The sequence below is a fragment of the Shewanella saliphila genome (assembly GCF_014648295.1).
Classification (GTDB): domain Bacteria; phylum Pseudomonadota; class Gammaproteobacteria; order Enterobacterales; family Shewanellaceae; genus Shewanella; species Shewanella saliphila.
On sequence record NZ_BMQV01000010.1, the window covers coordinates 68380 to 92242 of the forward strand.

Consider the following 23863-nt stretch of genomic DNA (forward strand, 5'->3'; position numbering starts at 1 on the left):
TTGTATTTGGACGAAAAGTGTACCTCGTAAAAAAGTGTAGTATATACCAACAAAAGTATGACAAAAAAATACCCGCCAATTGGCGGGTATTTTATTCAACAATCACGAGTGCGAGTTAAGCCTCAACAGGCGATATCACAAACAGTAAGTCACCTTGAGAGACTTGTTGACCATTGCTATTAAGAATTCGCTCAATGCGATACTTTTGGTCTTCAGGGTATAGCACACCGCTTTGACGGTTAAAGCCGGCTAGTGTGACCTGAGAAAACATCTTCATCGCTTCCATCAGCGCAAGCGTTTGCTCAACCGTTACGATGTCACCTTCTTTAACAAAGTCGGCTTCACCCGGTGCTGGAGAGGTATAGAAAATACCTGCGCCTTGCGCCAAGACTTTAAGCTCGTTACTTTCGCCAACACGTAAAGATTCAGTATCAACTGGCATAGCTTCTGCAGCAGCTTCCATTTCAGCAATCAATGCTGGAATGTCTAACTCAGCCATTAAACGTGGTAAGTAGTTAGTGTCATACACACCTTCGTTGAAAGTCGGATCTTTAAGGATCAACTTCAACAACGGTATGTTAGTCGCAATACCTTTAATCACTACGCTGTCTAAGTAAGCGTACATTTTAGCCACGACATCGGCACGGTCTTTACCACGAATGATGATTTGCGCGATTAAGCTGTCGTAATATGGCGATACTTCTTTACCAGCTTCAGCAATCGAGATAATTTCGACATCGTCACGTTGTGGTAAAACGCATTCTGTAATCTTACCTGGGTTAGGAATTAACTGAAGAATACCCTGGCTATCAAGAGCAGCTTTTTCGGCAGTAACACGCACTTCCATTGCATAACCTTGCTCAACCGGTTCGAGTTTCTCAATTGAACGGCCAGCGGCAATATCAAACTGTGCACTCACAATATCAATACCAGAAGTCGCTTCGGTTACAGGATGCTCAACCTGCAGACGTGTGTTCATTTCCATGAAGTACACTTCATTTGCGTCAAGGTTATAAATAAACTCAACGGTACCCGCGCCCATGTAATCAGTTGCATCACCTAAGGCACGGGTATATTCCATCACGCGTTGCTTCAGCTCTTCAGGTAACATTGTCGAACCAGACTCTTCAATCACTTTCTGGTTGTTACGCTGCACTGAACAATCACGAATACCTAGCACTTTGGTATTACCAAACTTATCACGCAATAACTGCACTTCAATGTGGCGTAAAGAGGTAACGTATTTCTCTAAATACAAGTCACCATTACCAAAAGCTGCCGCAGCTTCGGTTGCGGTTTTTTGGAATAAACCAATCATGTCTTCAGAGCGCTTAACAACCTGAATACCTTTACCGCCACCACCTTGTACCGCTTTAAGCAGTACTGGATAACCGATTTCAGAGGCCACGTTTACCGCTTGCTCTGCGTTGGTCAAAATACCGTGACTACCAGGCACTACTGGCACGTTGTGCGCCTGTGATGTGTGGATAGCGTTAGACTTGTTACCCATGGTTGTCATTGAGTGCACACTTGGGCCAACAAAGTTAACGCCGTTGTTCACACATAATGCAGCAAACTGCGGGCTTTCAGATAAGAAGCCAATACCTGGGTGTAATGCGTCTACATCTTCATACTCTGCCACTTTTAATACTGAGTAAGCATTAAGGTAACTTTCATCTGATGTGTTACCACCAATACAAACCAGTTTATCGTTTTCTTTCAGCATATCGGCTGGTACTGAGGTCATATCAGGATCTGACGCCACTAATACCACATTGATATTGTTATCGTGTGCTTTACGGATCAATTTAACTGCAGTACAACCACGCGCATGCACTAATACCTTGTCGATTGGCTTCATCAAAGCACGTGGATCGTCTTGCACAATCTCTTCTTCTACTTCTACCATTTCTGGCACAAGTGAAGATAATGCTTTGCTGATCACCTCTTCAATATTAACAGTAGGTAATGGCATTAACGGATCAATTCCAGATAGCTGTGTATCTAGTGTTTCGCAGAATGGGTTATGCACCAATGCCGTCATCGCACCCGGTACTTTAGATAAGTAGTTAGATAACGTTGCTGTTGACGGTAAATAAGCCGGTACTACCATTTGGCCTGCAAACGGCATGTTAGTACCAGACAAGTAATAGGTTTGCACTAATGGGTGAGTCACAAAACTCGCCTGCGCACCACCGGTACAATCACCAAAACCAAACATCAGTACGGGTAATTCGTTATCACGAATAAAACGCGTAATACGGTCGTTAACGACAGCCATTGAGAATAGCGCCGCAGCGCCTTCTTTAGTCTGCATACCACCCGAGCTGATAAAGCAAATAACCGGTAACTTGCGCTTAGCACATTCAATTAATAACGCGCTGAATTTCTCAGCACTGGCCATATCAAACGCACCCGCTTGGAATGCCGTATTTGAAACCGCCACACCTACGCGCAGCTTAGTGCCATTGTTATCAAAATCAGCTAAGCCGGTAATCAAACCACAAGGACGGATCTTTTTATCAATGGCATCTTCAATCGATAAACGGAACCCTGGGAAGTTAAGCAAGTTAGCAGACATTTTGTCGGCATCAACTTCATCAAACTTAGTAAAGAACTGTTTGATGACATTTTCCCACCCCATCTTGCCTTGCTTTTTCTCTTCGCGAAGCACTTTTTGGATCAGTAAGTCTTGGTAACCCATGGTCAAGCGGTTCCAGAAATCCTTACGACGACCAATACGCACAGGGTTAATTGTGCCGGTGTATTTGTCGTGATCTTCTTCACTGTCAAAATACTCAGGCAACAAACGCTCAAAGAAGTAAGTCAAAATAACGAATAATGAATCATTTAGCTGTGGGAAACCCACGCTCTTCCATTGCTCTACCCGTGTTAATAACTCAGCACGGTTAGATTGATCCATAAAGTATTTAAGCCACTTATAGAACTTGTTCTTGTCGTTGGCTTTGTCGTTAGTTGATAACGCATGGTCGATAGACTTATGTAATAGCTTATCAACAGATTCGCGAGACAAGCTTTTAGACATCATCGCTTCTTTCGAAATCGACGCTAAGCTACCCACTACGTTGTCATATAACGCGTTAAAAATCAGCACATTATGACATTGCCAAATAAAGTCTTCACGCAGTTCGTCATTGACCACAACATCAAGTACTGTCAGTTGGTTTAGCTCAGGCCATGGCGCTTGAGTTGTCGACTTTGGTAAAGACTCTAAATACTTAATTAAACCATTAAAGTTGTTTGCTGCGTTACTCTTCCAACGGTGATACAAAGACCAACCGATGTTAAATAACAACGCTTTACGTGCTTTTTTGTAGTTCTCTTTTGGTTCACCCAAAATAAAGCGCGTAATCATGTTACGTTCAGTTGAGATTTCACCACGCTTGGCACTAAAAGTGGTCCAAAGCTTGTTAAGCTCTTCGTCGTAAACCAGTTTGTCAGGGTTAGTTAACCATGCCTGGAATACACGCTCTTGCTCTTGCTTAATACGCTCTAGCAAGTCACCTTCAGGCACGCTCACTTTCGATAAACGACCATATTGCTCTAGCGAAATCGATTGAATACGACTACGCAGCGTTAGGTAACGCAAATAACGATATGCACTACCAAAAATATTGTGGTACATGGTCGGGTCGCTGGCGACCGATAAACGAGTATTATTTTCTAGCGTTAGCAGGTTTTTAGACGGCGTTAAGAAACGCTGTAAGCTGCGGTCGTAATGCTCTTTTAAATCACTAGAGTCGCGCACGAAGTTGATTGCTGCACGCTCTACCGCTTCAATAGAACTAATAATGGCGCGGCGCAAATTATGCTGACGCTCGTCTTTATCCGACGGAGAAAAGTCGACAATGCCGTCAATACAACCAGAGGTATATAACTCTTCTGGCGATACACCTACAGACTTAGCACATTCTTGCCACGACAAGTTGTACTTGCGGGCAATGCTTTGTAGACCTTGCGGCTGAATCGTGTTGAAAATACCATCACGAACCGACAATAAAATGTTAGCTGCAGCTAATGGAATCGCACCACCAGAATAACCTGCACCAATCACAATACCGACAGTAGGAACATCAACATTGGCACTTTCTGCAATCGCTTTTGAAATGGTGTGCGCTTGGTTTTGGCTGTTCGCGACTTCACCCGCATCTGCACCTGGTGTATCAATTAAGTACACAATAGGCATCGACAGCTGAGCAAAGTGACGGATCGCTTTACACGCAGCGAGGTGATGCTCAGGCATCCACGCGCCATTGGCGGTTGTACGCTCTTGAGCAATAAACCCGATACGACGAGTACGCGTACCAAAATCAAGCTCAACTTCTGCACGATAAAACGGGCCCGCATGACTTTCGGCAATAATTTTGCCTTTCAAGTCTGCGATCATACGCTTCGCACCTGGGCGGTTTTTATCCAGTGTGGGTTGAATGACTTTAGTCACATAACCGTCAACATCTAAAGACGCTAAGCTTTTTAAATTAGCTTGTATTGCGTCTTCATTTAATAGTCCTTTCACTTCTTCAGATAAACTCTGCTTGTTATGAGCAGGAAATAACGAAAAGTCTTTAGCCAAGTGTTCAGCTTGTAAGAAAAGTGGGTCAGCCGATAGTGCTTGAGTCTTGTTAGCGGGCTGCTTTTTGCTGGTCATCCTTAGATCCTCTGCTTATATAGCCTCTGAAATTTTTTATAGCTCGTAAATATAACTTTGTTAGTAGGCAAATTACCATATAAACTACCTTGGACGCTTTGTTCCATAAATGAGACAGTGAGACTAAAATGCCCGATTTGAACGGTATGATGCTGTTTGCAGCGGTTGTAAGAGCCAAAGGATTCTCCCAAGCTGCACGAGACATCGGACAACCTAAATCAACAATAAGTCGTAAAGTTGCCCAGTTAGAGGAGCAACTTGGGGTGCGTTTATTGCAACGCGACACCCGAAATTTAAGCCTAACGCAAGTTGGCGCACTGTTTTATCAACATTGCGATTCTATTAGTCACGAGATTGAAGCCGCCAAGGCGATTATTGAGAATACCCATACCGATATTTCAGGGTCATTACGCATTGCCATCCCAGTATCATTTTCACAAGATGTGATTGGTCATTTATGCTCAAGCTTTATGCGACTTTACCCTAACATTGAACTCGACATTCAGTTTACCGATAACGATGTTGGCTTAGTGGGTGAGGGTTACGACATCGCCATTAAATATGGTCCATTACAATCATCGGATTTAGTCGCCAGATTATTGTTTGAACGCCAACCCATTTTAGTAGCAAGCCCGGGTTACATCAAAAAATATAATAGCCCAGCAACGCCCCAAGAACTGGCCCAACATAATGGCATATTATTAGGTACCACGTTATCAGCCCCAATTTGGCCATTAGGTAAAGGTAACCGAAAAATGATGGCCACATTTAAACGTAAAGTACGGGTAAACAGTGCCAGTATGGTAAAGCGATTAGCACTCGATGATTATGGCATTGCGATGTTATCGAACACCAGCTGCAAGCAAGAATTAGCATCAGGCAGCCTAGTGCCTATTTTACAAGAATGGCCAATGGAATCGTTTAAAGTGTACGGGGTGTATTCAAGTAGGCGCCAGCTCGCCAGCAACATCAGTGCCTTTTTAGACTTTTTCACTAAACGTTACACTAGCCAAGAATCTTTGCATTCGATGATGGGGCAATCAAATTGATTGTTTGCCCTACTGGCATATTGATTATAAAAAACCAACGCTGAAATCGCATACAATATAACGATTCAATCACGATAAAACGTTAGGTTTAACGCCGCTACAAAATGAACTACGCGATAACATTTATCCACTAATGAACAGTTAAGTCGCTGCTATAACTGTGATATAACTGTCACTTATACCCTTAAAGATTGTAAACATAACCATAATAAGGTCACCTGAGGACCTTAAGGAACCGTGATGATTAAGTGCAACACTTTAGTTGTGTTAAGTTCATTGGCATTGCTCACTTTTTCTAATTCTGTCATTTCTGGACAACTGCCGAAAAATATCGAAGAGATGCGCGTATCAAAAGCAGGCCAAACTCTGCCGCAAGTGGTTAATCGCTACCAAGCAATTAACGACACACTAGAAGTAAAACTTCAACGTGCAACGGATGAATTGTCGGTAACCGAAATGGCTGCTCAACAAGGCCACCGTTTATGGCAACAAGCAGTAAGAGATGTGCAATCTGGTTATCATGACGACCGCTCGCTGTATTGGAGCCGCTTAAGTATGCGCAATACACTTAAGCAAGATAAAGTAGGATTTAATATTGCCGATTGGCAACGCGAAATATTAGTCAAAACCGTTGAAAAATCATCACGTGGTTTTAGTGACATCGAGTTTGATCCAAACACTCAAATTAATATTCTACTTACCGGTTTTGATCCGTTCTTTTTAGACCGCAATATTGGCCAGAGCAATCCTTCTGGATTAGCCGCATTGGCCCTAGATGGTTACCGCTTTACTGTAAATGGTAAAACAGCCCAAATTGAAACCGTGATGATCCCCGTTCGTTTTAGCGATTTCGACAACGGAATCATTGAATCATTACTGACACCGTTTTATCGCGAAAACAGCTTAGACATGGTATTTACCGTCAGTATGGGGCGTGAGAACTTTGATATTGAACGCTTTCCAGCTCGCAACCGTAGTGCCGATGCTCCCGATAATTTAAACGTATTAACAGGTGCCAATTTTAGTCACCCTAAAGCGCCACTATTTACCAGTGGGACTTCAAGCGACGGTAAATTAAATGGCCCTGAATTTGTTGAGTTCTCATTGCCGGTTGAATTAATGCAAGCTGTAAAAGGCCACTGGACAGTGAATGACAACCACCAGGTTAGAACCCTTTCACGCGGGCAATTTTTAGCATCGTCATTAGCCGAGTTGCAAAATGAAATCTCTGTTGAAGGCTCTGGCGGCGGTTACTTGTCGAATGAAATCTCCTATCGCAGCATATTATTGCGCGACCAATTTAATTTAACTTTGCCAGTAGGGCACATTCATACTCCGCGAATAAAAGGGTATGATGCGCAAGTTGAATCAGACATAGTTGAGCAAATTAAGGCCATGATTGCTGCTGCCGCGACGAGCTTGTAACGCCATAACCTCAATAGCTAAACACCCAAGCGCTTGAGTAGCAAACGCTACTCAAGCCAAGAATGAAGCCATGATAAAGAATCTATTTAATTTTACGTCAGCCAAACAAGCCGCGTTGGGCAAACCCAAAGTAAGCGCCAAAGCAGCATTAGTATCCTGCTCGGCCAAATCAGCTTTGCAACAGCAAATACTCGATAAAGTAGAAAGCGATTACCAACATGCTGAACGTCATTTTAACCGCCCGTTTCCACGCCCTGTAGTGCAATTTAGTTTACGCGGAAAAAGTGCCGGCACCGCCCATTTGCAAACTAACCGCTTACGCTTTAACCCAGTATTATTAGCCGAAAACCCACACGTGTTTTTGGCTGAAGTGGTGCCACACGAAATAAGCCACTTACTTTGTTACCAGCTGTTTGGCCGAGTAAAACCCCATGGCAAAGAATGGCAAAGCATTATGGTGTCTACTTTTAACGTGGCGCCCAAAACCACCCATCAACTGAATATTCAATCGGTAAGCGGACAACAATTTGACTATTTTTGTGGCTGTGGCAACACCACGCTTTCTATTAGACGACATAATCGAGTGGTGCGTGGTCAAACTCAATATCGCTGTCGTCGCTGCCAACAAACACTCCAATCAGTGCAATAAAACTCAGCGCCATCAACGCATAACATTTTATCAATTGCGTCATCGCACCCTATGCCTTAACATCAGCGCAAAATGACGGATTAACTCCGCAATAAGGGGCAGCTATTGTTTCTAATTAGATACAAAAGAACACCAGTCCTGACGATTTTTAGTTTATTTTTTAGGGTTTATTTTGCGCTTATCTTACTATCACTCATGGCTTTTTTGGGTGTCGCTTTCGTGCGGCATTTTTTATACTACCGTTCAGGCTGCAGAGCACCCAAGCAGTTTTCGCAAAGCAAAAACCATTGCCAAGAAAATCTACCAGCAAAATCTTCCTTTAAGCACCTTTTATTGTGGTTGTGATATCGCCATTAGTGGCAAGCTTTGGCAAGCCGACCATCCAACATGTGGCTATAGCGTTCGCAAACAGATCATCCGCGCGAATCGTATTGAATGGGAACACGTGGTACCCGCATGGGAATTTGGCCATCAACTTCAATGCTGGCAAGACGGTGGCCGTAAAAATTGTGGTAAAAACAATGACGAGTTTAAAAAGATGGAAGCTGATTTACACAATTTAGTGCCTGCCATCGGTGAAGTGAACGGCGATCGCAGTAATTATCGTTTTAGTGATTGGAATGGTACAGCTAACCAATATGGTCAGTGCGACATGATTGTCGACTTTAAAGGCCGTAAAGTACAACCGCCCGCGCGTGCTCGCGGCCAAATCGCCCGCACATATCTTTATATGCAACAAACATATGGATTACAAATCAGTAGCAGTCAGCAAAAACTATTTAACGCCTGGGACAAAATGTTCCCAGTAAAGGTAACAGAATGCCAACGTGATAGTTTAATCGCTTCTCGCCAAGGTAATCATAATGATTTTGTACTCAAACAATGCCAAAATAACGGCTTGCTCCATTAATTGAATAACCCATACTGACTTGAGCCATAAACGATAAAAGGTCACCACTGATGAGAGTTCCACGCATTTACCAGCCCATAGACAACCTACAGCAAGGGCAAACCGTTGCGTTAAATGATGACGGCGTCGCGCACATTGGCCGAGTATTGCGTATGGGCAATGGCGACCACATCAGCTTATTTAACGGCGACGGCAATGATTATTTAGCCGAAATTATCGATGCCGGTAAGAAATCCATCACTGTCACGGTCTTAAACTGTGAAGCCAACAACAGTGAGTCACCGCTTGATTTACACCTAGGTCAGGTGATTTCGCGTGGCGATCGCATGGAGTTTACAGTGCAAAAATCAGTAGAGCTTGGTGTGACCACAATTACCCCGCTTTTTTCTGACCGCTGTGGCGTTAAACTGAACGGTGAACGCCTAGAGAAAAAACTGCAGCAATGGCAAAAGATTGTTATAAGCGCCTGTGAGCAGTCAGGTCGCAGCATAGTCCCTGTTGTGCGCCCAGCCATGACGCTCGCGCAATGGTGTGAAGAACAAACCAATGCAGTTAAGCTCAATTTACATCCGCGCGCATCACACGGTATAAATGGCTTGCAATTAGATGCAGGGAATCACAAAGTGAGACTGTTAATTGGCCCTGAAGGTGGTTTGTCAGATGAAGAAATCGCCATGACTGAAACCCACCATTTCACCGATATATTACTTGGCCCTCGCGTACTGCGCACCGAAACGGCATCGCTAACCGCGATTACCGCACTACAAGTTAAATTTGGCGATATCGGTTAACTCAACCGCTATCCCCCCCTAATATAAAGGAAATATCCATGATTAAGCTCGGCATTGTAATGGACCCAATCAGAGACATTAACATCAAAAAAGATTCAAGCTTTGCGATGTTATTAGCGGCACAGGCCCGTGGTTATCAATTGTTCTATATGGAAATGCACGATCTGGCAATGGTCAATGGTAAAGCCATGGCAAACATGCGTCCGTTAACCGTTAAGCAAGATGCTAATGAGTGGTTTACCCTAGGTGAAGCCGAAGACACGCCATTAGCCGACCTTGATGTCATATTAATGCGTAAAGACCCACCATTTGATACAGAGTTTATTTACGCAACTTATATGCTGGAGCGCGCCGAAGAAGAAGGTGTATTAATCGTTAACAAACCACAAAGTTTACGTGATGCTAACGAAAAGCTATTCACGGCATGGTTTTCTGAATTCACCCCAGAAACCATTGTGACTCGTGATGCTAAACGTATTCGTGCATTTCACCAATTAAAGCAAGATATCATCCTTAAGCCATTAGACGGCATGGGTGGCACCTCTATTTTTAGAGTGAAAAAAGACGATCCAAACCTGGGTGTTATTATTGAAACATTAACCAGCTATGGTCAGCAATATGCCATGGCACAAGCGTTTATTCCTGAGATCACTCAAGGCGACAAACGTATTCTTGTGGTTGATGGCGAACCCGTCCCTTACGCTTTGGCACGTATTCCAATGAAAGGCGAAACTCGTGGCAACTTGGCTGCTGGCGGCAGTGGTGTAGCCCAACCTCTTTCAGAAAGCGATTGGAAAATAGCCCGCACAATTGGTCCAGAGCTCAAAAAACGCGGCTTAATTTTTGTCGGTTTAGACGTCATTGGTGACAAGCTGACAGAAATCAACGTCACAAGCCCAACATGCATTAAAGAAATTGAAGCTGCATTTGATGTCAACATCACAGGTATGTTGATGGATGCCATTGAAGCGCGTATTAACGCTTAACCAGTTAGGGTTCATTATGAATTTTTTAGCGACATGTAAACGCTCATTAAGCTGTTTATTGCTAGTACCTTGCCTTAGCGTGGCAAGTGTAACAGCAAATGATGTCATGATTACTCCGGCAGTCACTGGATCGGCTAATAGCAACGTACCCACTGCGGCGCCCGCCAGACCTAAAAACATCATTATTATGATTGGTGATGGCATGGGGCCTGCTTACACTACGGCGTATCGTTATTACAAAGATAACCCTGAAACCGAAGAAATAGAACAAACCGTGTTTGATCGCTTACTGGTTGGTATGTCTAGCACTTATCCGGCATCAGTCAGTGGCTATGTAACCGACTCAGCTGCGTCAGCTACCGCGCTCGCTACCGGGTTCAAAAGTTACAATGGTGCCATTTCTGTCGATACTGAAAAACGTTCGCTGCCAACGTTAATGGAAAAGGCCAAAACATTAGGGTTAGCAACCGGAGTCGCAGTAACCTCACAGGTTAACCATGCTACCCCTGCGGCATTTTTGGCCCATAACGAAAGCCGTAGAAACTACATCGACATTGCAGAGTCTTATTTAGACTCTGACGCCGATGTGATTTTAGGTGGCGGACAACAATATTTCTCAGATTCATTATTGGCTCAATTTACAGCCAAAGGTTATCAACACATCAACGAGTTTTCACAACTTGAGGCAATAACCACACCCAAAGTATTAGGGTTATTTGCAGATGTACAATTGCCTTGGGCCATTAACGACAATCAAAGCCATAAACTCAGCAAAATGACACAAAAAGCCATCGACCTGTTGTCGCAAAATCAACAAGGCTTTGTATTATTGGTGGAAGGAAGCTTAATTGACTGGGCCGGCCACAGTAACGACATCGCTACCGCAATGGGTGAAATGGACGAGTTTGCTGCAGCCATTGAAGTGGTTGAACAATTTGTACGCCAAAGTAAAGACACTTTGGTCGTAATCACAGCCGATCATAATACTGGCGGCTTGTCTGTTGGGGCGAACGACAAATATGAGTGGAACCCCGCTGTGCTGCATAAAGTCAAAGCCAGCCCAGATGAAATTGCCACGCGTGCTGTTGCCGACAACAATTGGCAAGACGTTATTGCCACACACATCGGTTTTACGCCAACAGAAGCTGAATACACATTATTAGACAATGCGCGTATGCAGGGAAATGAGCCATTAACTATTGCGCTGCGTAAATTAATTGATGTGCATTCTAACACCGGCTGGACCAGCGGCGGTCATACTGCGGTAGACGTTCAGGTGTTTTCATCGGGCCCGGGTGCAAGGTTATTTAGCGGTCACCAAGACAACATCGATATAGCCAACAAAGTAATGAGTTTATTGCCGTTATCAGCAGTAAAACAGTAACTGCTCGAAACAGCCTTTTGTGATATTGCAACGGGCTGTTATTCATTTATTTTTACCGTGAGTAATCCCTGTGCTAACAAATCCTTCTCAAGCATTAATTAGAAATAGCGAACTTTTTCAACAACAAAAAGTGCTAATCCTCAATTATGAAGCCGATACATTTGCTAGCCAATGCTTAGAAACAGCAAGCCATGTTACTGCATTAGCCTTTGATTTTAACCATCATCAAACCTTGTCACCTTATGCCGGCACCACACTAGAATGTTACTTTGGCCATCAATTACCTGATAACTTAGCCAACGAAAAATACGACAGTGTGATTATCTATTTTCCTAAAGCTAAGCCTTTAATGGGTTACTTGTTGCAATTAGCGGCTCAACATATGGCAATCGATGGGTTACTCGTTGTCGTAGGCGAAAACAAAGGTGGGGTTAAGTCTATTGCTAAACTCATGCCAGCGTATTTTTCTGCGCCAATTAAACAAGATAACGCACGCCATTGCTTGCTCTATACAAGCTACTTAACACAAGCTGCACCAGCGTTATTACTGAGCGATTGGCTAAGCCAATACACGCTAGACACCCCACAAGGGCAACTGCACATATGTAATTTGGTCGGTGTATTTAGTGAAAAAAGGCTCGATCAAGGCACCGAACTATTGTTGTCACATTTACCCGATAACCTCCAGGGTCGCGTGCTCGATTTTGGCTGCGGTGCCGGTGTCATAAGCGCTGCACTACTTAAAGCAAATCCACAACTCAATATTGAATGCATTGATATTAATGCAATGGCCCTCGCCTCTTGCCAGCTGACTCTTGCCGCCAACAATATGCAAGCTAAAGTATATCCATCAGATGGCTTTAACCAAATCACTGGTCAATTTAACGCTATCATTTCTAACCCGCCATTCCACGATGGGTTAACGAGCACCACAGACATCGCGACGCAGTTTGTTAAACACAGTGCGTCGAGTTTAGCCGCTAAAGGCATATGGCAAATTGTCGCTAACAGACACTTACCTTACTCTGACACCATTGCAGCTCATTTTGGCAAAGTGAATGTGCAAGCTGAAAATAACAGATATAAGTTGTATTTACATCAAGCCTAATAAGTGTTTATAGCTGGAAATGGATTTCGATATCAGCTAAATTGATCAAAGCTAAGTGACTCACATTTTTTCTTTATTACGATTGTTACTCTATGCTTTCTAAATTGAGCTGAATAAAAACAAAAAACAAAGGATGTTATGTTAGAGCCATCAGTAGTCTCATTAAGTGCAGATAAAGCCAAAGCAGAATTACGTGTGATCCCCAATACACACGGGCCGGTAACAGTCGAAGATATTACTCAGATACTGAGCCAGCCCGACTTTGTCATGTTATTTCCTACCTCCCCTGCGATTAATAAAGCCGTTAACGAAATCAATACTTTGTGTGGCCAAAAGCCTGGTGATCATGAGCTTTTTTTTGTCATTGCCGAACGTAAGGATGGCTCGGTCAGTATCGACGTCAGTGAAGATAAAATGCATGCAAGCATGACAATCACTTCGGCTTGGGGCGGTAAAGACATCAGTCTGCCAGATATCCTGACGACACTGAAAAGCAAAAAAATAAAAATGGGCCTAAGCAAGCCAAGGATCATGGCTCTTATGCAGCGCTTATCTATATTGCCTCCAGGTGAAAGCTGCGAAGGGGTTATTGCTAATGGTAAACCTGCGGTTAATGGCGACCATGCCGTGTTAAACCGTAAAGTCGCCTTAGCCCGTGAGCGCTTACTGCAACCTCAAGAACGTGAAGACGGCTCGGTAGATATGCGTAATTTAGGCGCTCTCATCACTGTAAAGCCCAATGACGTATTAATGGTAAAAACCCCTGCTACCATTGGCACTCCAGGTTTTAATGTTCATGGTGATGTGCTGCAGCAAATGCCCGGCAAAGATAAGCCTATGGAGCCAGGCACAGGTACTAGCATACACCCTAAAGATCCTAACAAGCTGATTGCCACCTTATCAGGACAACCAGTAGAAAACCGCAAAGGCATGCAAGTTGATGACATGCTGCAAATTAAAGATGTTGATGTGCGCTATGGCCACGTCAATTTTAAAGGCAGTATTTTAATTACCGGTGACGTACACGAAGGCATGGAAGTGAAAGCCAGTGGCGATGTTACCGTGATGGGCTTTGTCGAGTCAGCCAGTATTGAAGCGCAAGGTGATGTCATTGTCAGTAAAGGTGTCATTGGCCGTTTGATTAAAGAGCAAGATCTGAGCACCAAAATTAAAGCGGGTGGTCAAATATGTGCTCAATTTGTCCAATACTCGCATTTAGAAGCGCAAGGCGATATTTTAGTCACCAAGCAGTTACTGCACAGTAATTCAACTTCATGTGGCAGCATTACTGTTAGTGACGCTCAATGTCGGCGTGGCGACATTGTTGGCGGTGTCGCTACCGCCAACAAAGGGATAAGAGCGATTGCCTTTGGTGCCACCGCAAGCACTAAAACAGTACTCTATTGCGCTATGCAACAGGATGAATTAAAACAACAATTAAAAGAGTTAGATGGCAGCATAAAAGCCATGGTTGTGGCAGGCCTAGAGCTCGAAGCAAGATTACGTAAACTACCGCCAAAAACTGAATGGCAAAACGATGCAGGCATGATTGAACAAGTCAAAATGATGTTAGATCAAAAGCATCAAATGACCGCTGAACAAGGTAAAGAAGAAGTTGAATACAATCAACAACTCTGTGAAGTTGAGAACTATTATGACAATTACTTTATCAAAGCTGAAAAGCATATTTTCACCAACGTTGAAATCCACATTGGCAATGCCTTTAATCGAACCCAGCGAGAACACGGGCCTTGTATAGTGAAGAACATCAATCATGAGATATCATACGATTACAGTAACCGATAATTCACTGTACAACTAATAGACCCAATCAACTGAGATTATTGTTCACTATGCAGCAAATACATTGGCCAGCTATTTTGAAGTTTGATCAAGATGATGAGCTTATGTATTTGGCCAACCATCAAGATTGGTTAAGCTTTATTTGTGCCAATCAATATACTGTTTGTTTTCAAGATCAGTTGATAGACAGCAGTGGTGATATCTACCTCATAGCAAAGCCACTTGCAGAAAACACCGCCACAGAAAAGAGCGTTGCACAACTGCCGCACCTCGTGAAACAACCTCAATCAATAAACGTATTGCAAATGTTGCCTTTAGTACGCCAATACGGTCAATTTCAAGGCCATTGTTGTAGCGCAAAAATTGTTTTCACCACAATAGAGCAAGGTATTGCCACTGTTGCAGAGTTAGAACAGCTTTATTAACCTGAGCTCAGGTTTATTAGACAATAAACGTCTCAGCCCCATTGAGCATCAAACAGCGCTCTGGCAAAATGCCCGCATACTCACCGTCTATAAGCTCTGAGAATCCTTAATGGAATTACTAAATATTGAATGTCTTGGTAAACGTTTGCGACTAGAAGGCTCAATTGCCGGTTGGCAGCAACTTTATTGGGACAACCAACTGGTGTCACAAAAGTCAGCCAGTGCCAGCGATCAAGCTTTTCATATTCACTCGTTTGAACTCACTCAACAATTTGCGCCACCGGTTAACCCCGTTGATGCACCTAATGACCATTTCGATGAGAATATTGCCACCCACACCAAAGCAATTTCTGTGCGCTTAGAAATAGACGTCAACTGGCAACCTTTTCAACTCGACTACTGTTTACTCGTGGATGATGAACAGATCACGCAAGGGCAACGTACTGTAGCGGACATTGAAAAACAAACACCTGAAGTGCCAGTCGCTAAAACGCAAAAACTCAGTGTTGTCGGCTTAGCTTCACTGGGGTTTAAGCTTCTTAAAAGCGCTAAAGTGGTTAAAGTATTATTTGCAGGTGCCAGTGTTGCCGCATACTCATGGCTATTTTCGTTAGAGTTTGCGTTAGCGCTCATTGGTTGTTTAGTGTTTCATGAGTACGGTCATATTAGGGCAATGAAACACTTTGGCATGAAAACCAAAGGCATTTATCTAATCCCGTTTGTAGGCGGATTAGCCTTAAGCGATGAGCGAATTAACACCCGTTGGCAAGATGTCTATATCTCGATTATGGGTCCGACCTTTGGACTGATTTTATCTGTTATCAGCTTAGGTCTGTACTGGATCACCGGCAATATCTTTTTTGCCGGACTCGCTAGCTTTAATGCGCTACTCAATCTGTTTAATTTATTACCGATTTTACCACTCGATGGTGGTCATATTTTAAAAAGCATCAGCTTTTCAATGAACAGCATGGTCGGATTAATCGCCTGTATTTTAGGTGCTGCTGCAGGTGTGTTTATCAGTTATAGTTTAGGCCTTGCTCTATTAGGCTTTTTACTGCTGATTGGTAGTGTAGAAATTGTCTTTGAATGGCGTGGTCGTCATCAAAGCCATTTATTACCGCTTGACCGATATGGACAAATATTCTCAACCGTGTGGTATTTATTAACGGTTGCTGGCTTAGTGGGGATTATTTGGTACTTTGCGAGTTCAGGTGATGACATGTTAGCAATCCCACTGCAAATCCTTGGCAGTTAAGGTTTCTCGCGCAACGTCATTCAGTCAAAGCAAAAACGCCTGCAAAATGCAGGCGTTTTTATTATTTTTTTTACAGCGTAAACACATTGGTCATCACTTTATACAGCTCAGTACCTTGATGTACCGATGCCGATGCAAAGTGCAAAATGGGCACACAATCCATTGGCAAACTTATCACTTGATGCGCCTCATCACTGCCATATAAGTCCATACGCAATATATTCACTAATGGCTGACCGGCATTAAGTGGCTGGCCAACCGCTGCGCAATATTCAATTAAACCCGCTTTAGGGGCATGAAACTTTTTATAGTCTTTTAAGTAGCAACCAAAGCGCGCCATATTAGCCGGCTCTACTTTTTCGCAGATCACCCCTCGATGACTTAAATACGCCAAAATACCTTTTGCATCTTCCAATGCATCAGCTAAATCAATCCGCTCCTGACTCGCCAGCTCTAGGGTAAATGCCGACACAGGTACAGTAAATTCACGCCCATGTTGTGCGGCAAAATCGGTGAGTTGCCACCACGGACAAAATGCCGCTTCATCCATTGCACCACCAAAGCTATTAGGTATAACCAAGGTGTAAGGAATAGAGAAAAAACGTGCAGCATCAATGTCATACTCAGGGCAATACAAATGCTTACATGACTTAGGCCCGGTATGTAAATCCAGTACGATATCAACCTTGTGTGCCATTGTTTGCAAGCTTACGGCTAGCCTATGGCCTGTTGTGATACCAAAAGGCTGATTGAGCCTTGCTTGGCACGACTCAACTAACGTTGCACGGTAGGCATCAAATAATCCATCATTGGTTAAATGTTGATGCTCTGCATACCAGGTCGTTAAATCAATATTGTGGTCAAAGTATTCACGGTTCCAATTCACCCCAGTGATCGGATCAAACCGCCCTAAGGTAAACTCGCCACTTTTTTGATTTATCCCCAAGGGGTTAGCCAAAGGAGCAAAACGAATATCACCGAGTACATCGTAGCCTTCGAGCAAGGTCATCAGTTGATAAATAACCGCATTACCTTGAACTTCAGCACCATGCACATTGGCCTGAATATATACGCTTGGTGCCGCGCTATCAGAGCCTTGAATATCATAAAGCGGTATGTTGAGAGCTTGCCCTGTGGCAAGCTCGCCAACTTGAATACTTGACGGTATAACCTTAGTCATCAATTACGACTCAAATAAGTTCTGATGTAATGCATTTACCACTTGTGGAGCTTCTGACTCAGACACTAAAACACATAAATTATGTGGACTAGCACCCTGACAAATCATGCGCACATTGTGGTTTTCAAGCACCTGGAACACGCGGCTACAAATCCCCGCGGTTGACGCAATGCGATTACCAATAATCGCAATTAGCGCTAAATTATCTTCAACACGTACACGACAGTGCTGAGACAGCTCTTGCAGCAATGACTCGCTCAGTAAACCCTGACCACTTGAGTCTGAACCGGTCTTATCTAAGGTCAACGATACGTTAACTTCAGAGGTGGTAATTAAATCTACTGAAATTTTATGGCGTGCAAGTGTAGCAAAGGTTTCAGCTAAAAAGCCCTGTGCATGAAGCATTTGTAAACTATGCAAATTCAATAAAGTTTGATCGCGGCGTAATGCAACAGCACGAAAAACAGGTGTGTCTTCAACTTGATGACGGATCCATGTACCGCCCATTTCAGGTGCTTTACTGGAACCCACAAACACCTGAATTTTTTGTCGTACCGCAGGTAAAATGGTTGCTGGATGCAATACTTTAGCGCCAAAGGTCGCCATTTCGGCCGCTTCGTTAAAACTAATTTCTGCAATTGGGCGAGCATTAGGTGCCAGTCTTGGGTCGGTAGTATAAATCCCGGCAACGTCGGTCCAAATTTCAACGGCGGTTGCGCAAAGTGCTTCAGCTAATAACGCTGCAGAATAATCACTGCCACCACGACCAAGCGTTGTTGTACGACCGTCTTGGTCTGCGCCAATAAACCCTTGGGTCACGATGACATAATGAGCAAGTAGCGGTTCTAATAAATCGCCTGCTAATGTTGCTATCGCTTCAATATGCGGTTCCGCACGGCCAAAATGACTGTCAGTGCGAAGGACCTGGCGCACATCAAAATGATCAGATGCTGTACCCTTTTCACGGATAACAGCGGAAAACAAAATCGATGAACATTGCTCTCCAGTGGATAGCAACTCGTCCATGATAGCTTTGCTGCGATCAAGCTCTAACGACTCACTTAACACTGACATGCGGCTCAGAATTTTATCAATATTCGCCGCAACATCTTGCGGACGACCTAACTCATCTAAAATCGCATATTGAATTTGAGCAATTTGCTTTAACAGCGCTAAACGGCGCTCATCATTCACATTCGCTTGAGTCAATTCAACGAGTAAATTAGTTACACCACTCGAGGCACTCACAACCACTAAACGCGTGGTGGGGTTAGCTAACACAATGTCAGCACAACGGCTCATTGATGCATAATCGGCAACCGACGTACCGCCAAATTTAGCGACCACTAACTCAGGGCGAGATTCTTGAGATACTAAGCTCATAGCGATGCCTCCGCAAAATGCGCAAGGCTAAAAGATAAGATTTGATTAACTAACATGATATACGCTCCGAACACACTACGTTCGAAGAGCCTGGTGCTAAGATAACGCACCCTTAAAGAAGGGAAACAGCAATCATCACCAGAAGCTCTCCACCAATAAAAACAGGTGACAATCGTTAGGATTCAGCCTATACGACCGGTACCAATGTGTGCCACACAATTTGATACCTCGGCGCTAATCTCCATCATAAGTTGTCATCGGACTGGCATCCTCAAACTTACTACCTAGTTAACGCTCCTCTTCTGTGCCTCCCGAAGGAGGGACCTGAAAAATAGCAACAAACCTACTGGCAAGTCAATCAACAATCGTAGTAAAAATACACTATTTTACTTATATTCATCTTAATTCGAACAATACCGTCTATTTACCAAAATATAGCTGTCCACAACAGGATTGTTCTTTATAGCGAAAAAACCGATAAAATCTCAAGAAAAAGCCAAACCAATCGACACAAGTGAGACAATTTGAGTTTATTGACTTAAAAAATAGAACAATAAGTAGTTAGCGCTTAAAGAGGACATTAACGCTGAGCAAAGATTAAATATGAGCACCAATATCAGGCAACTCACTCACTAAGCGTAATCTATGATTAAAAATGCCCATTTCAACTTCGGGCATCGCCGAGTCAGCACAAGCGACCAAAGATAACAGCCCCTGATTAACGTAGTAAATGGCATGTTGATTAAACTCACGCCCTAACTCAAGCGCCTGTTCTTTATCAATAAAAACTGCCCAGCTCTTTTCCATGTGAGACAAATCTGGTGCCGCACCGATTAATGAACGGTATGGGCTTTTGTATTGTTGGATTTTGGATTGAAGCTGGCGATCGAGTAAACGGTTTTGCGAAGGATTGAGCAATAAACCGCTGGGATTATGAGCGGTAACAATAGCAAATGGATAATCATGTGAAAGGCGTTGAGTCAGCAAAAAGTGCGTGCTTTGGTACTCATGCCACAATGTATCGATAACATTTTCCATAATATTAATTCGTCAATTAAGCCAAACTCAGTTTAACAGAGGCTTTTGGATTCTTAAAGGTTGTGACATCAGTCACAAGTATAATATTTAAAATAGCTTTAAAATTATAACGTTATAGGGTCGAATCTTTCATATAATTGACAGTGAATTAATTTTTTAACATTTAATTTGTTAACAAATGCCTAAAACGAGTACAATAGTACTTACCAGCTGTTAAATCGCCTAAATAAGCCAGTTACAAAGCTTTAGCCACCTTTGACTTTACGGTGTTTAAAACGAATTTACTGGAAATTAACTACGTTGATGTGCTTAGTTTACACATGAACGATTTATGTTCTACATTTAATAAACTAATGACTAGAACAGCAATACGATTAAATTAAGTTTGCAACAAATGGAACTATCTTCTTAAATCGTATTCATAGTAGTAAGCCAGTTGGCAAAAAATTTAACTCATTAGGCACTATCACTAACATGCATTTTGCATTGGCGTAATGAGATTGATTATACGCGAGACAACTCAGTAACCATAAGCGTTACTTCATACGAGTTAATAAGAGTGTTTTATTCAGGGCAGACATAGATAAACACCATAAAAATACTGGAGTATCAGCGTTCATTAATACGCGATAACAACTTACTAGCAGCGAAACGCTAGAGTCGAATTTTATAAAATTAGGTAAATATCATGCAAAACCCGCACATTCTGATTGTTGAAGACGAAGCAGTAACCCGTAATACATTACGCAGTATTTTTGAAGCCGAAGGCTATGTCGTTACAGAAGCTAACGACGGCGCAGAAATGCACAAAGCCATGCAAGATAATAAAATTAACCTAGTGGTTATGGATATTAACTTGCCAGGCAAAAACGGGTTATTACTTGCTCGCGAATTACGTGAAATAAATAACATTGGTCTTATCTTCTTAACGGGCCGTGATAACGAAGTAGATAAAATCCTTGGTCTTGAAATTGGCGCAGATGACTACATCACCAAGCCTTTCAACCCACGTGAATTAACGATTCGTGCTCGCAACCTATTAACTCGCGTAAACAGTGCTGCTGCAGAAACCGAAGAGAAAGGTTCTGTTGAATATTACCGTTTCAATGGCTGGAGCTTAGAAATTAACAGCCGTTCTTTAGTGAATCCACAAGGTGAGTCTTATAAGCTTCCACGCAGCGAATTCCGTGCGATGCTTCACTTTGTTGAAAACCCAGGTAAGATTTTAACTCGTGCTGATTTATTATTAAAAATGACTGGCCGTGAGTTAAAGCCGCATGACCGCACTGTTGACGTGACAATCCGTCGCATTCGTAAGCATTTTGAAAGTTTAGCTGATACGCCAGAAATCATCGCGACTATCCACGGTGAAGGCTATCGTTTTTGTGGTGACCTAGAAGACTAATCTTGTACGTTATCCAATAAAAAACCAGGTGATTAACCTGGTTTTTTTATGTCCGCTTTTAGCGATTAGTTTATGATTATTTCAACTGCTGGTCTAAAAATGCAGCCAACGATTTGTATAAGTGATTACGCACTTTCTCGCCGCGCATTGAATGCTTAGACCCTGGGTAATCCATCATCTGGAATAATTTACCTTCATCTTGCAATGCTTTATAAACGCGCGTGCTGTTTTCAAACAACACATTATCATCCGCCATGCCGTGGTACATCAACAGGCCAGACTGGTAATTGCTAACATAAGGCAAAATACTGCTGGCATCATAGCCTTGTTTATTGGTTTCAGGATCCCCCATATAACGCTCGGTATAATGGGTATCGTATAAACGCCAATCGGTAACTGGCGCACCTGAAATAGCCGTTTTAAAATAATCTGGCGCCTTAAATTGGCTCATTAATGCCATATAGCCGCCGTAACTGTGACCATAAATTGCCACGTTGTCGCCATCAATAAATGGCAGGCTGCGTAAGTAGTCCACACCCACTTTTTGATCGTTTACCTCAGCATCGCCCATATTTTGATAAATCACATACTCAAACTCCGTGCCTCGATGGGCCGAACCACGGTTATCTAATTGAAATACAGCATAACCTTGTTGCAATAAGTACTGAGTAAAATAATCCGCCTCGCTCCAACTGTTCACCACTAACTGGGCATGCGGGCCACCATAAACACGCACCACAACTGGATATTTTTTATTGGCATCAAACGGCACAGGCTTAAATAAACGGTACATTAATGGCTGACCATCTTCCGCTTTTAATTGGCCAAACTCAGGCATTTGCCATAGCCCAGCCACATCATATAACGGGTGTTTGCTATTGATTTCGTTTTGTTCAACCCAAGCTAACCGATTACCACTGTCGTTGTGCAAGCTGATCTGTGGCGGCTGCTGTAGACTACTAAAATAATCTAAATACACTGGGCTTTTGTCAGCAAAAACGGCAGCATGCATACCCGCACGTTGGCTAATTCGCTCGATTGAATCGGCGCCCTTTTTTAAATTAACCCGATATAAATGACGTTCTACCACACTGTCTTTACGGCCACTAAAATACACCCAACCGCGGGCTTCATCGACAAATTCGAGTGCATCAACCGCCCACTCACCCTGGGTTAATTGTTTGAGCTGCTTTCCTTGTAAATCAAATAAATATAAATGATTAAACCCGTCACGCTCAGAGCCCCAAATAAAGGCAGACTGCTGCTTTAAAAAATGCAGGTCATCGTTGAGGTTTATCCAGGCTTGGCTGCGCTCTTCAATCACAGTGTTAGCTTGATCTGGTTGACTTACAGCTGCAATGCGTAGGTCTAATGCTTGTTGATTACGACTTTGCCACTGAAAAGACACATGCTTGCTGTCGGGTAGCCATTCAACACGCGGTAAATACATGTCTTTTTGGTTGCCCAAATCAATCCAGTTGACACTCTTATCTTGCAAACTCACGACACCAAGGGCGATTTCAACATTGGCTCTACCGGCATAAGGATAACGTTGCTCGGTTAATTTAATGCCTTCTGCATAAATCTCATTTCGTGTCACCAGCTCAACACCTGATTCATCAATGCGAGTAAAAGCAATAGCTGACTCATCCGGCGCCCACCAATAGCCCGTCATGCGATCCATTTCTTCCTGGGCGACAAACTCAGCCATGGCATTTTTGATCGGCCCTTTACCGTCGGTTGTCAACGCGATTACTTGTTGTGACGCTAACGACAACACATAAAGGTTTTGATCGCGCACAAACGACACATAGCGGCCTTTAGGCGACAAACGCGCGTCCGTTGCAAAGCCTTCACCCGTGTTAAGCTCAGTGACTTTATTGCTAGCCACATCATATAAATACAATTGCCCGGCGGCAGGAATTAAAATACTTTGGCTGTTTTCGGACCAAAAGTATTCCATGATCCCTTCGCCGTAAATCCGCTGACGTTCACGGCGCGCTTTTTCTTCATCAGACAACTCACCACTGGCGAGCAGGTCAGCATTAATCAATACACTGCGCTCACCCGTGGCGATGTTCATTTGCCACAAATCATAAAAGTGTTGGTTATCGGCGCGGCTCGATAAATAGGTCACTCGTTTGCCGTCTGGTGATAATGCCAACCCGCGCGGGCTTGAGCCTGCTAATGCGGGAGAAGCATGAATACGCTCAATAGTGAGTGGCGTTTTATTGCCATTTATTGCACTTAACGGTGCGGTAGTAAGTGAAGTCATAGCACTGCCTTGGTTTGCTGCAGAAATCTGGCTAGTAAAGAGAAACGGTACGGCAGTCATTGCCGCTAAAGCATGCTGCTTCCATGTTGTTGTCATTATTATTAATCCTAGGGGCAATCAATCAG

17 protein-coding genes and 1 riboswitch are annotated in these 23863 nt (G+C 43.2%); of the genes, 12 read left to right on the forward strand and 5 right to left on the reverse strand.

Going from position 1 to position 23863, the window contains the following annotated elements; genetic code table 11:
- Positions 1-115 precede the first annotated feature (115 nt).
- Positions 116-4669, reverse strand: a complete 4554-nt coding sequence (locus tag IEY48_RS07215) for an ATP-binding protein (protein WP_188918755.1) — start codon at positions 4667-4669, stop codon at positions 116-118.
- Positions 4670-4797: 128 nt separating this feature from the next.
- On the opposite strand from IEY48_RS07215, the gene IEY48_RS07220 reads away from it, so the two are divergent.
- The 11 genes from IEY48_RS07220 (at position 4798) to IEY48_RS07270 (ending at position 16457) form a co-directional block, all read left to right on the forward strand.
- Complete coding sequence (locus IEY48_RS07220) at positions 4798-5718, forward strand: LysR family transcriptional regulator (protein ID WP_188918757.1); 921 nt, start codon at positions 4798-4800, stop codon at positions 5716-5718.
- A gap of 240 nt (positions 5719-5958) precedes the next feature.
- On the forward strand, positions 5959-7143 hold the full coding sequence (locus IEY48_RS07225; RefSeq protein WP_188918759.1) for a PA0049 C-terminal domain-containing protein: 1185 nt from the start codon (positions 5959-5961) through the stop codon (positions 7141-7143).
- A gap of 70 nt (positions 7144-7213) precedes the next feature.
- A complete protein-coding gene (locus IEY48_RS07230; RefSeq protein ID WP_188918761.1) occupies positions 7214-7792 on the forward strand; it encodes a SprT family zinc-dependent metalloprotease in 579 nt (192 codons plus the stop codon).
- A gap of 208 nt (positions 7793-8000) precedes the next feature.
- Positions 8001-8702, forward strand: a complete 702-nt coding sequence (locus IEY48_RS07235; RefSeq protein WP_188918764.1) for an endonuclease — start codon at positions 8001-8003, stop codon at positions 8700-8702.
- Positions 8703-8752: 50 nt separating this feature from the next.
- Positions 8753-9493: a 16S rRNA (uracil(1498)-N(3))-methyltransferase gene (rsmE, locus tag IEY48_RS07240; RefSeq protein ID WP_188918766.1), complete on the forward strand. Its 741-nt coding sequence runs from the start codon at positions 8753-8755 to the stop codon at positions 9491-9493.
- A 38-nt stretch (positions 9494-9531) separates the two neighbouring features.
- Positions 9532-10479 (forward strand): glutathione synthase, encoded by a 948-nt coding sequence (gshB, locus tag IEY48_RS07245; RefSeq protein ID WP_188918768.1) that lies wholly within the window; start codon positions 9532-9534, stop codon positions 10477-10479.
- Between the two features lie 106 nt (positions 10480-10585).
- Entirely contained in the window at positions 10586-11863 is a 1278-nt protein-coding gene (locus IEY48_RS07250) for an alkaline phosphatase (protein ID WP_229786355.1), read from the forward strand.
- A 70-nt stretch (positions 11864-11933) separates the two neighbouring features.
- Positions 11934-12971: a methyltransferase gene (locus IEY48_RS07255; protein WP_188918772.1), complete on the forward strand. Its 1038-nt coding sequence runs from the start codon at positions 11934-11936 to the stop codon at positions 12969-12971.
- 138 nt (positions 12972-13109) lie between these two features.
- Complete coding sequence (locus IEY48_RS07260) at positions 13110-14777, forward strand: flagellar assembly protein A (protein ID WP_188918774.1); 1668 nt, start codon at positions 13110-13112, stop codon at positions 14775-14777.
- 47 nt (positions 14778-14824) lie between these two features.
- Positions 14825-15199: a DUF4144 family protein gene (locus IEY48_RS07265; RefSeq protein WP_188918776.1), complete on the forward strand. Its 375-nt coding sequence runs from the start codon at positions 14825-14827 to the stop codon at positions 15197-15199.
- A 109-nt stretch (positions 15200-15308) separates the two neighbouring features.
- Positions 15309-16457: a site-2 protease family protein gene (locus IEY48_RS07270; protein WP_188918778.1), complete on the forward strand. Its 1149-nt coding sequence runs from the start codon at positions 15309-15311 to the stop codon at positions 16455-16457.
- Positions 16458-16527: 70 nt separating this feature from the next.
- On the opposite strand, the gene IEY48_RS07275 is transcribed toward IEY48_RS07270, so the two are convergent.
- The 3 genes from IEY48_RS07275 to IEY48_RS07285 form a co-directional block, all read right to left on the reverse strand.
- A complete protein-coding gene (locus IEY48_RS07275; RefSeq protein ID WP_188918781.1) occupies positions 16528-17637 on the reverse strand; it encodes a succinylglutamate desuccinylase/aspartoacylase family protein in 1110 nt (369 codons plus the stop codon).
- A 3-nt stretch (positions 17638-17640) separates the two neighbouring features.
- Positions 17641-19020 (reverse strand): lysine-sensitive aspartokinase 3, encoded by a 1380-nt coding sequence (gene lysC / locus IEY48_RS07280; protein ID WP_188918783.1) that lies wholly within the window; start codon positions 19018-19020, stop codon positions 17641-17643.
- 134 nt (positions 19021-19154) lie between these two features.
- A riboswitch (Lysine riboswitch) is annotated at positions 19155-19330 on the reverse strand.
- A gap of 287 nt (positions 19331-19617) precedes the next feature.
- On the reverse strand, positions 19618-20058 hold the full coding sequence (locus IEY48_RS07285; protein ID WP_188918785.1) for a DUF3293 domain-containing protein: 441 nt from the start codon (positions 20056-20058) through the stop codon (positions 19618-19620).
- A 688-nt stretch (positions 20059-20746) separates the two neighbouring features.
- Between IEY48_RS07285 and arcA the strand changes: the two genes are divergently transcribed.
- Positions 20747-21463 carry a two-component system response regulator ArcA gene (gene arcA, locus IEY48_RS07290; protein WP_188918787.1) on the forward strand — a complete coding sequence of 239 codons (717 nt, stop codon included), beginning with the start codon at positions 20747-20749 and terminating at the stop codon, positions 21461-21463.
- Between the two features lie 76 nt (positions 21464-21539).
- Here arcA and IEY48_RS07295 read toward each other — a convergent pair whose 3' ends face one another.
- Positions 21540-23834 carry a S9 family peptidase gene (locus tag IEY48_RS07295; RefSeq protein WP_188918789.1) on the reverse strand — a complete coding sequence of 765 codons (2295 nt, stop codon included), beginning with the start codon at positions 23832-23834 and terminating at the stop codon, positions 21540-21542.
- Positions 23835-23863 lie beyond the last annotated feature (29 nt).

What these genes read in the sequence shown, in the direction of transcription:
- IEY48_RS07215 (WP_188918755.1), bottom strand. Translation starts at nt 4,669, where the DNA reads ATGACCAGCAAAAAGCAGCCCGCTAACAAGACTCAAGCACTATCGGCT.
- IEY48_RS07220 (WP_188918757.1), top strand. Translation starts at nt 4,798, where the DNA reads ATGCCCGATTTGAACGGTATGATGCTGTTTGCAGCGGTTGTAAGAGCC.
- IEY48_RS07225 (WP_188918759.1), top strand. Translation starts at nt 5,959, where the DNA reads ATGATTAAGTGCAACACTTTAGTTGTGTTAAGTTCATTGGCATTGCTC.
- IEY48_RS07230 (WP_188918761.1), top strand. Translation starts at nt 7,214, where the DNA reads ATGATAAAGAATCTATTTAATTTTACGTCAGCCAAACAAGCCGCGTTG.
- rsmE (WP_188918766.1), top strand. Translation starts at nt 8,753, where the DNA reads ATGAGAGTTCCACGCATTTACCAGCCCATAGACAACCTACAGCAAGGG.
- gshB (WP_188918768.1), top strand. Translation starts at nt 9,532, where the DNA reads ATGATTAAGCTCGGCATTGTAATGGACCCAATCAGAGACATTAACATC.
- IEY48_RS07250 (WP_229786355.1), top strand. Translation starts at nt 10,586, where the DNA reads ATGATTACTCCGGCAGTCACTGGATCGGCTAATAGCAACGTACCCACT.
- IEY48_RS07260 (WP_188918774.1), top strand. Translation starts at nt 13,110, where the DNA reads ATGTTAGAGCCATCAGTAGTCTCATTAAGTGCAGATAAAGCCAAAGCA.
- IEY48_RS07265 (WP_188918776.1), top strand. Translation starts at nt 14,825, where the DNA reads ATGCAGCAAATACATTGGCCAGCTATTTTGAAGTTTGATCAAGATGAT.
- IEY48_RS07270 (WP_188918778.1), top strand. Translation starts at nt 15,309, where the DNA reads ATGGAATTACTAAATATTGAATGTCTTGGTAAACGTTTGCGACTAGAA.
- IEY48_RS07275 (WP_188918781.1), bottom strand. Translation starts at nt 17,637, where the DNA reads ATGACTAAGGTTATACCGTCAAGTATTCAAGTTGGCGAGCTTGCCACA.
- lysC (WP_188918783.1), bottom strand. Translation starts at nt 19,020, where the DNA reads ATGAGCTTAGTATCTCAAGAATCTCGCCCTGAGTTAGTGGTCGCTAAA.
- IEY48_RS07285 (WP_188918785.1), bottom strand. Translation starts at nt 20,058, where the DNA reads ATGGAAAATGTTATCGATACATTGTGGCATGAGTACCAAAGCACGCAC.
- arcA (WP_188918787.1), top strand. Translation starts at nt 20,747, where the DNA reads ATGCAAAACCCGCACATTCTGATTGTTGAAGACGAAGCAGTAACCCGT.
- IEY48_RS07295 (WP_188918789.1), bottom strand. Translation starts at nt 23,834, where the DNA reads ATGACAACAACATGGAAGCAGCATGCTTTAGCGGCAATGACTGCCGTA.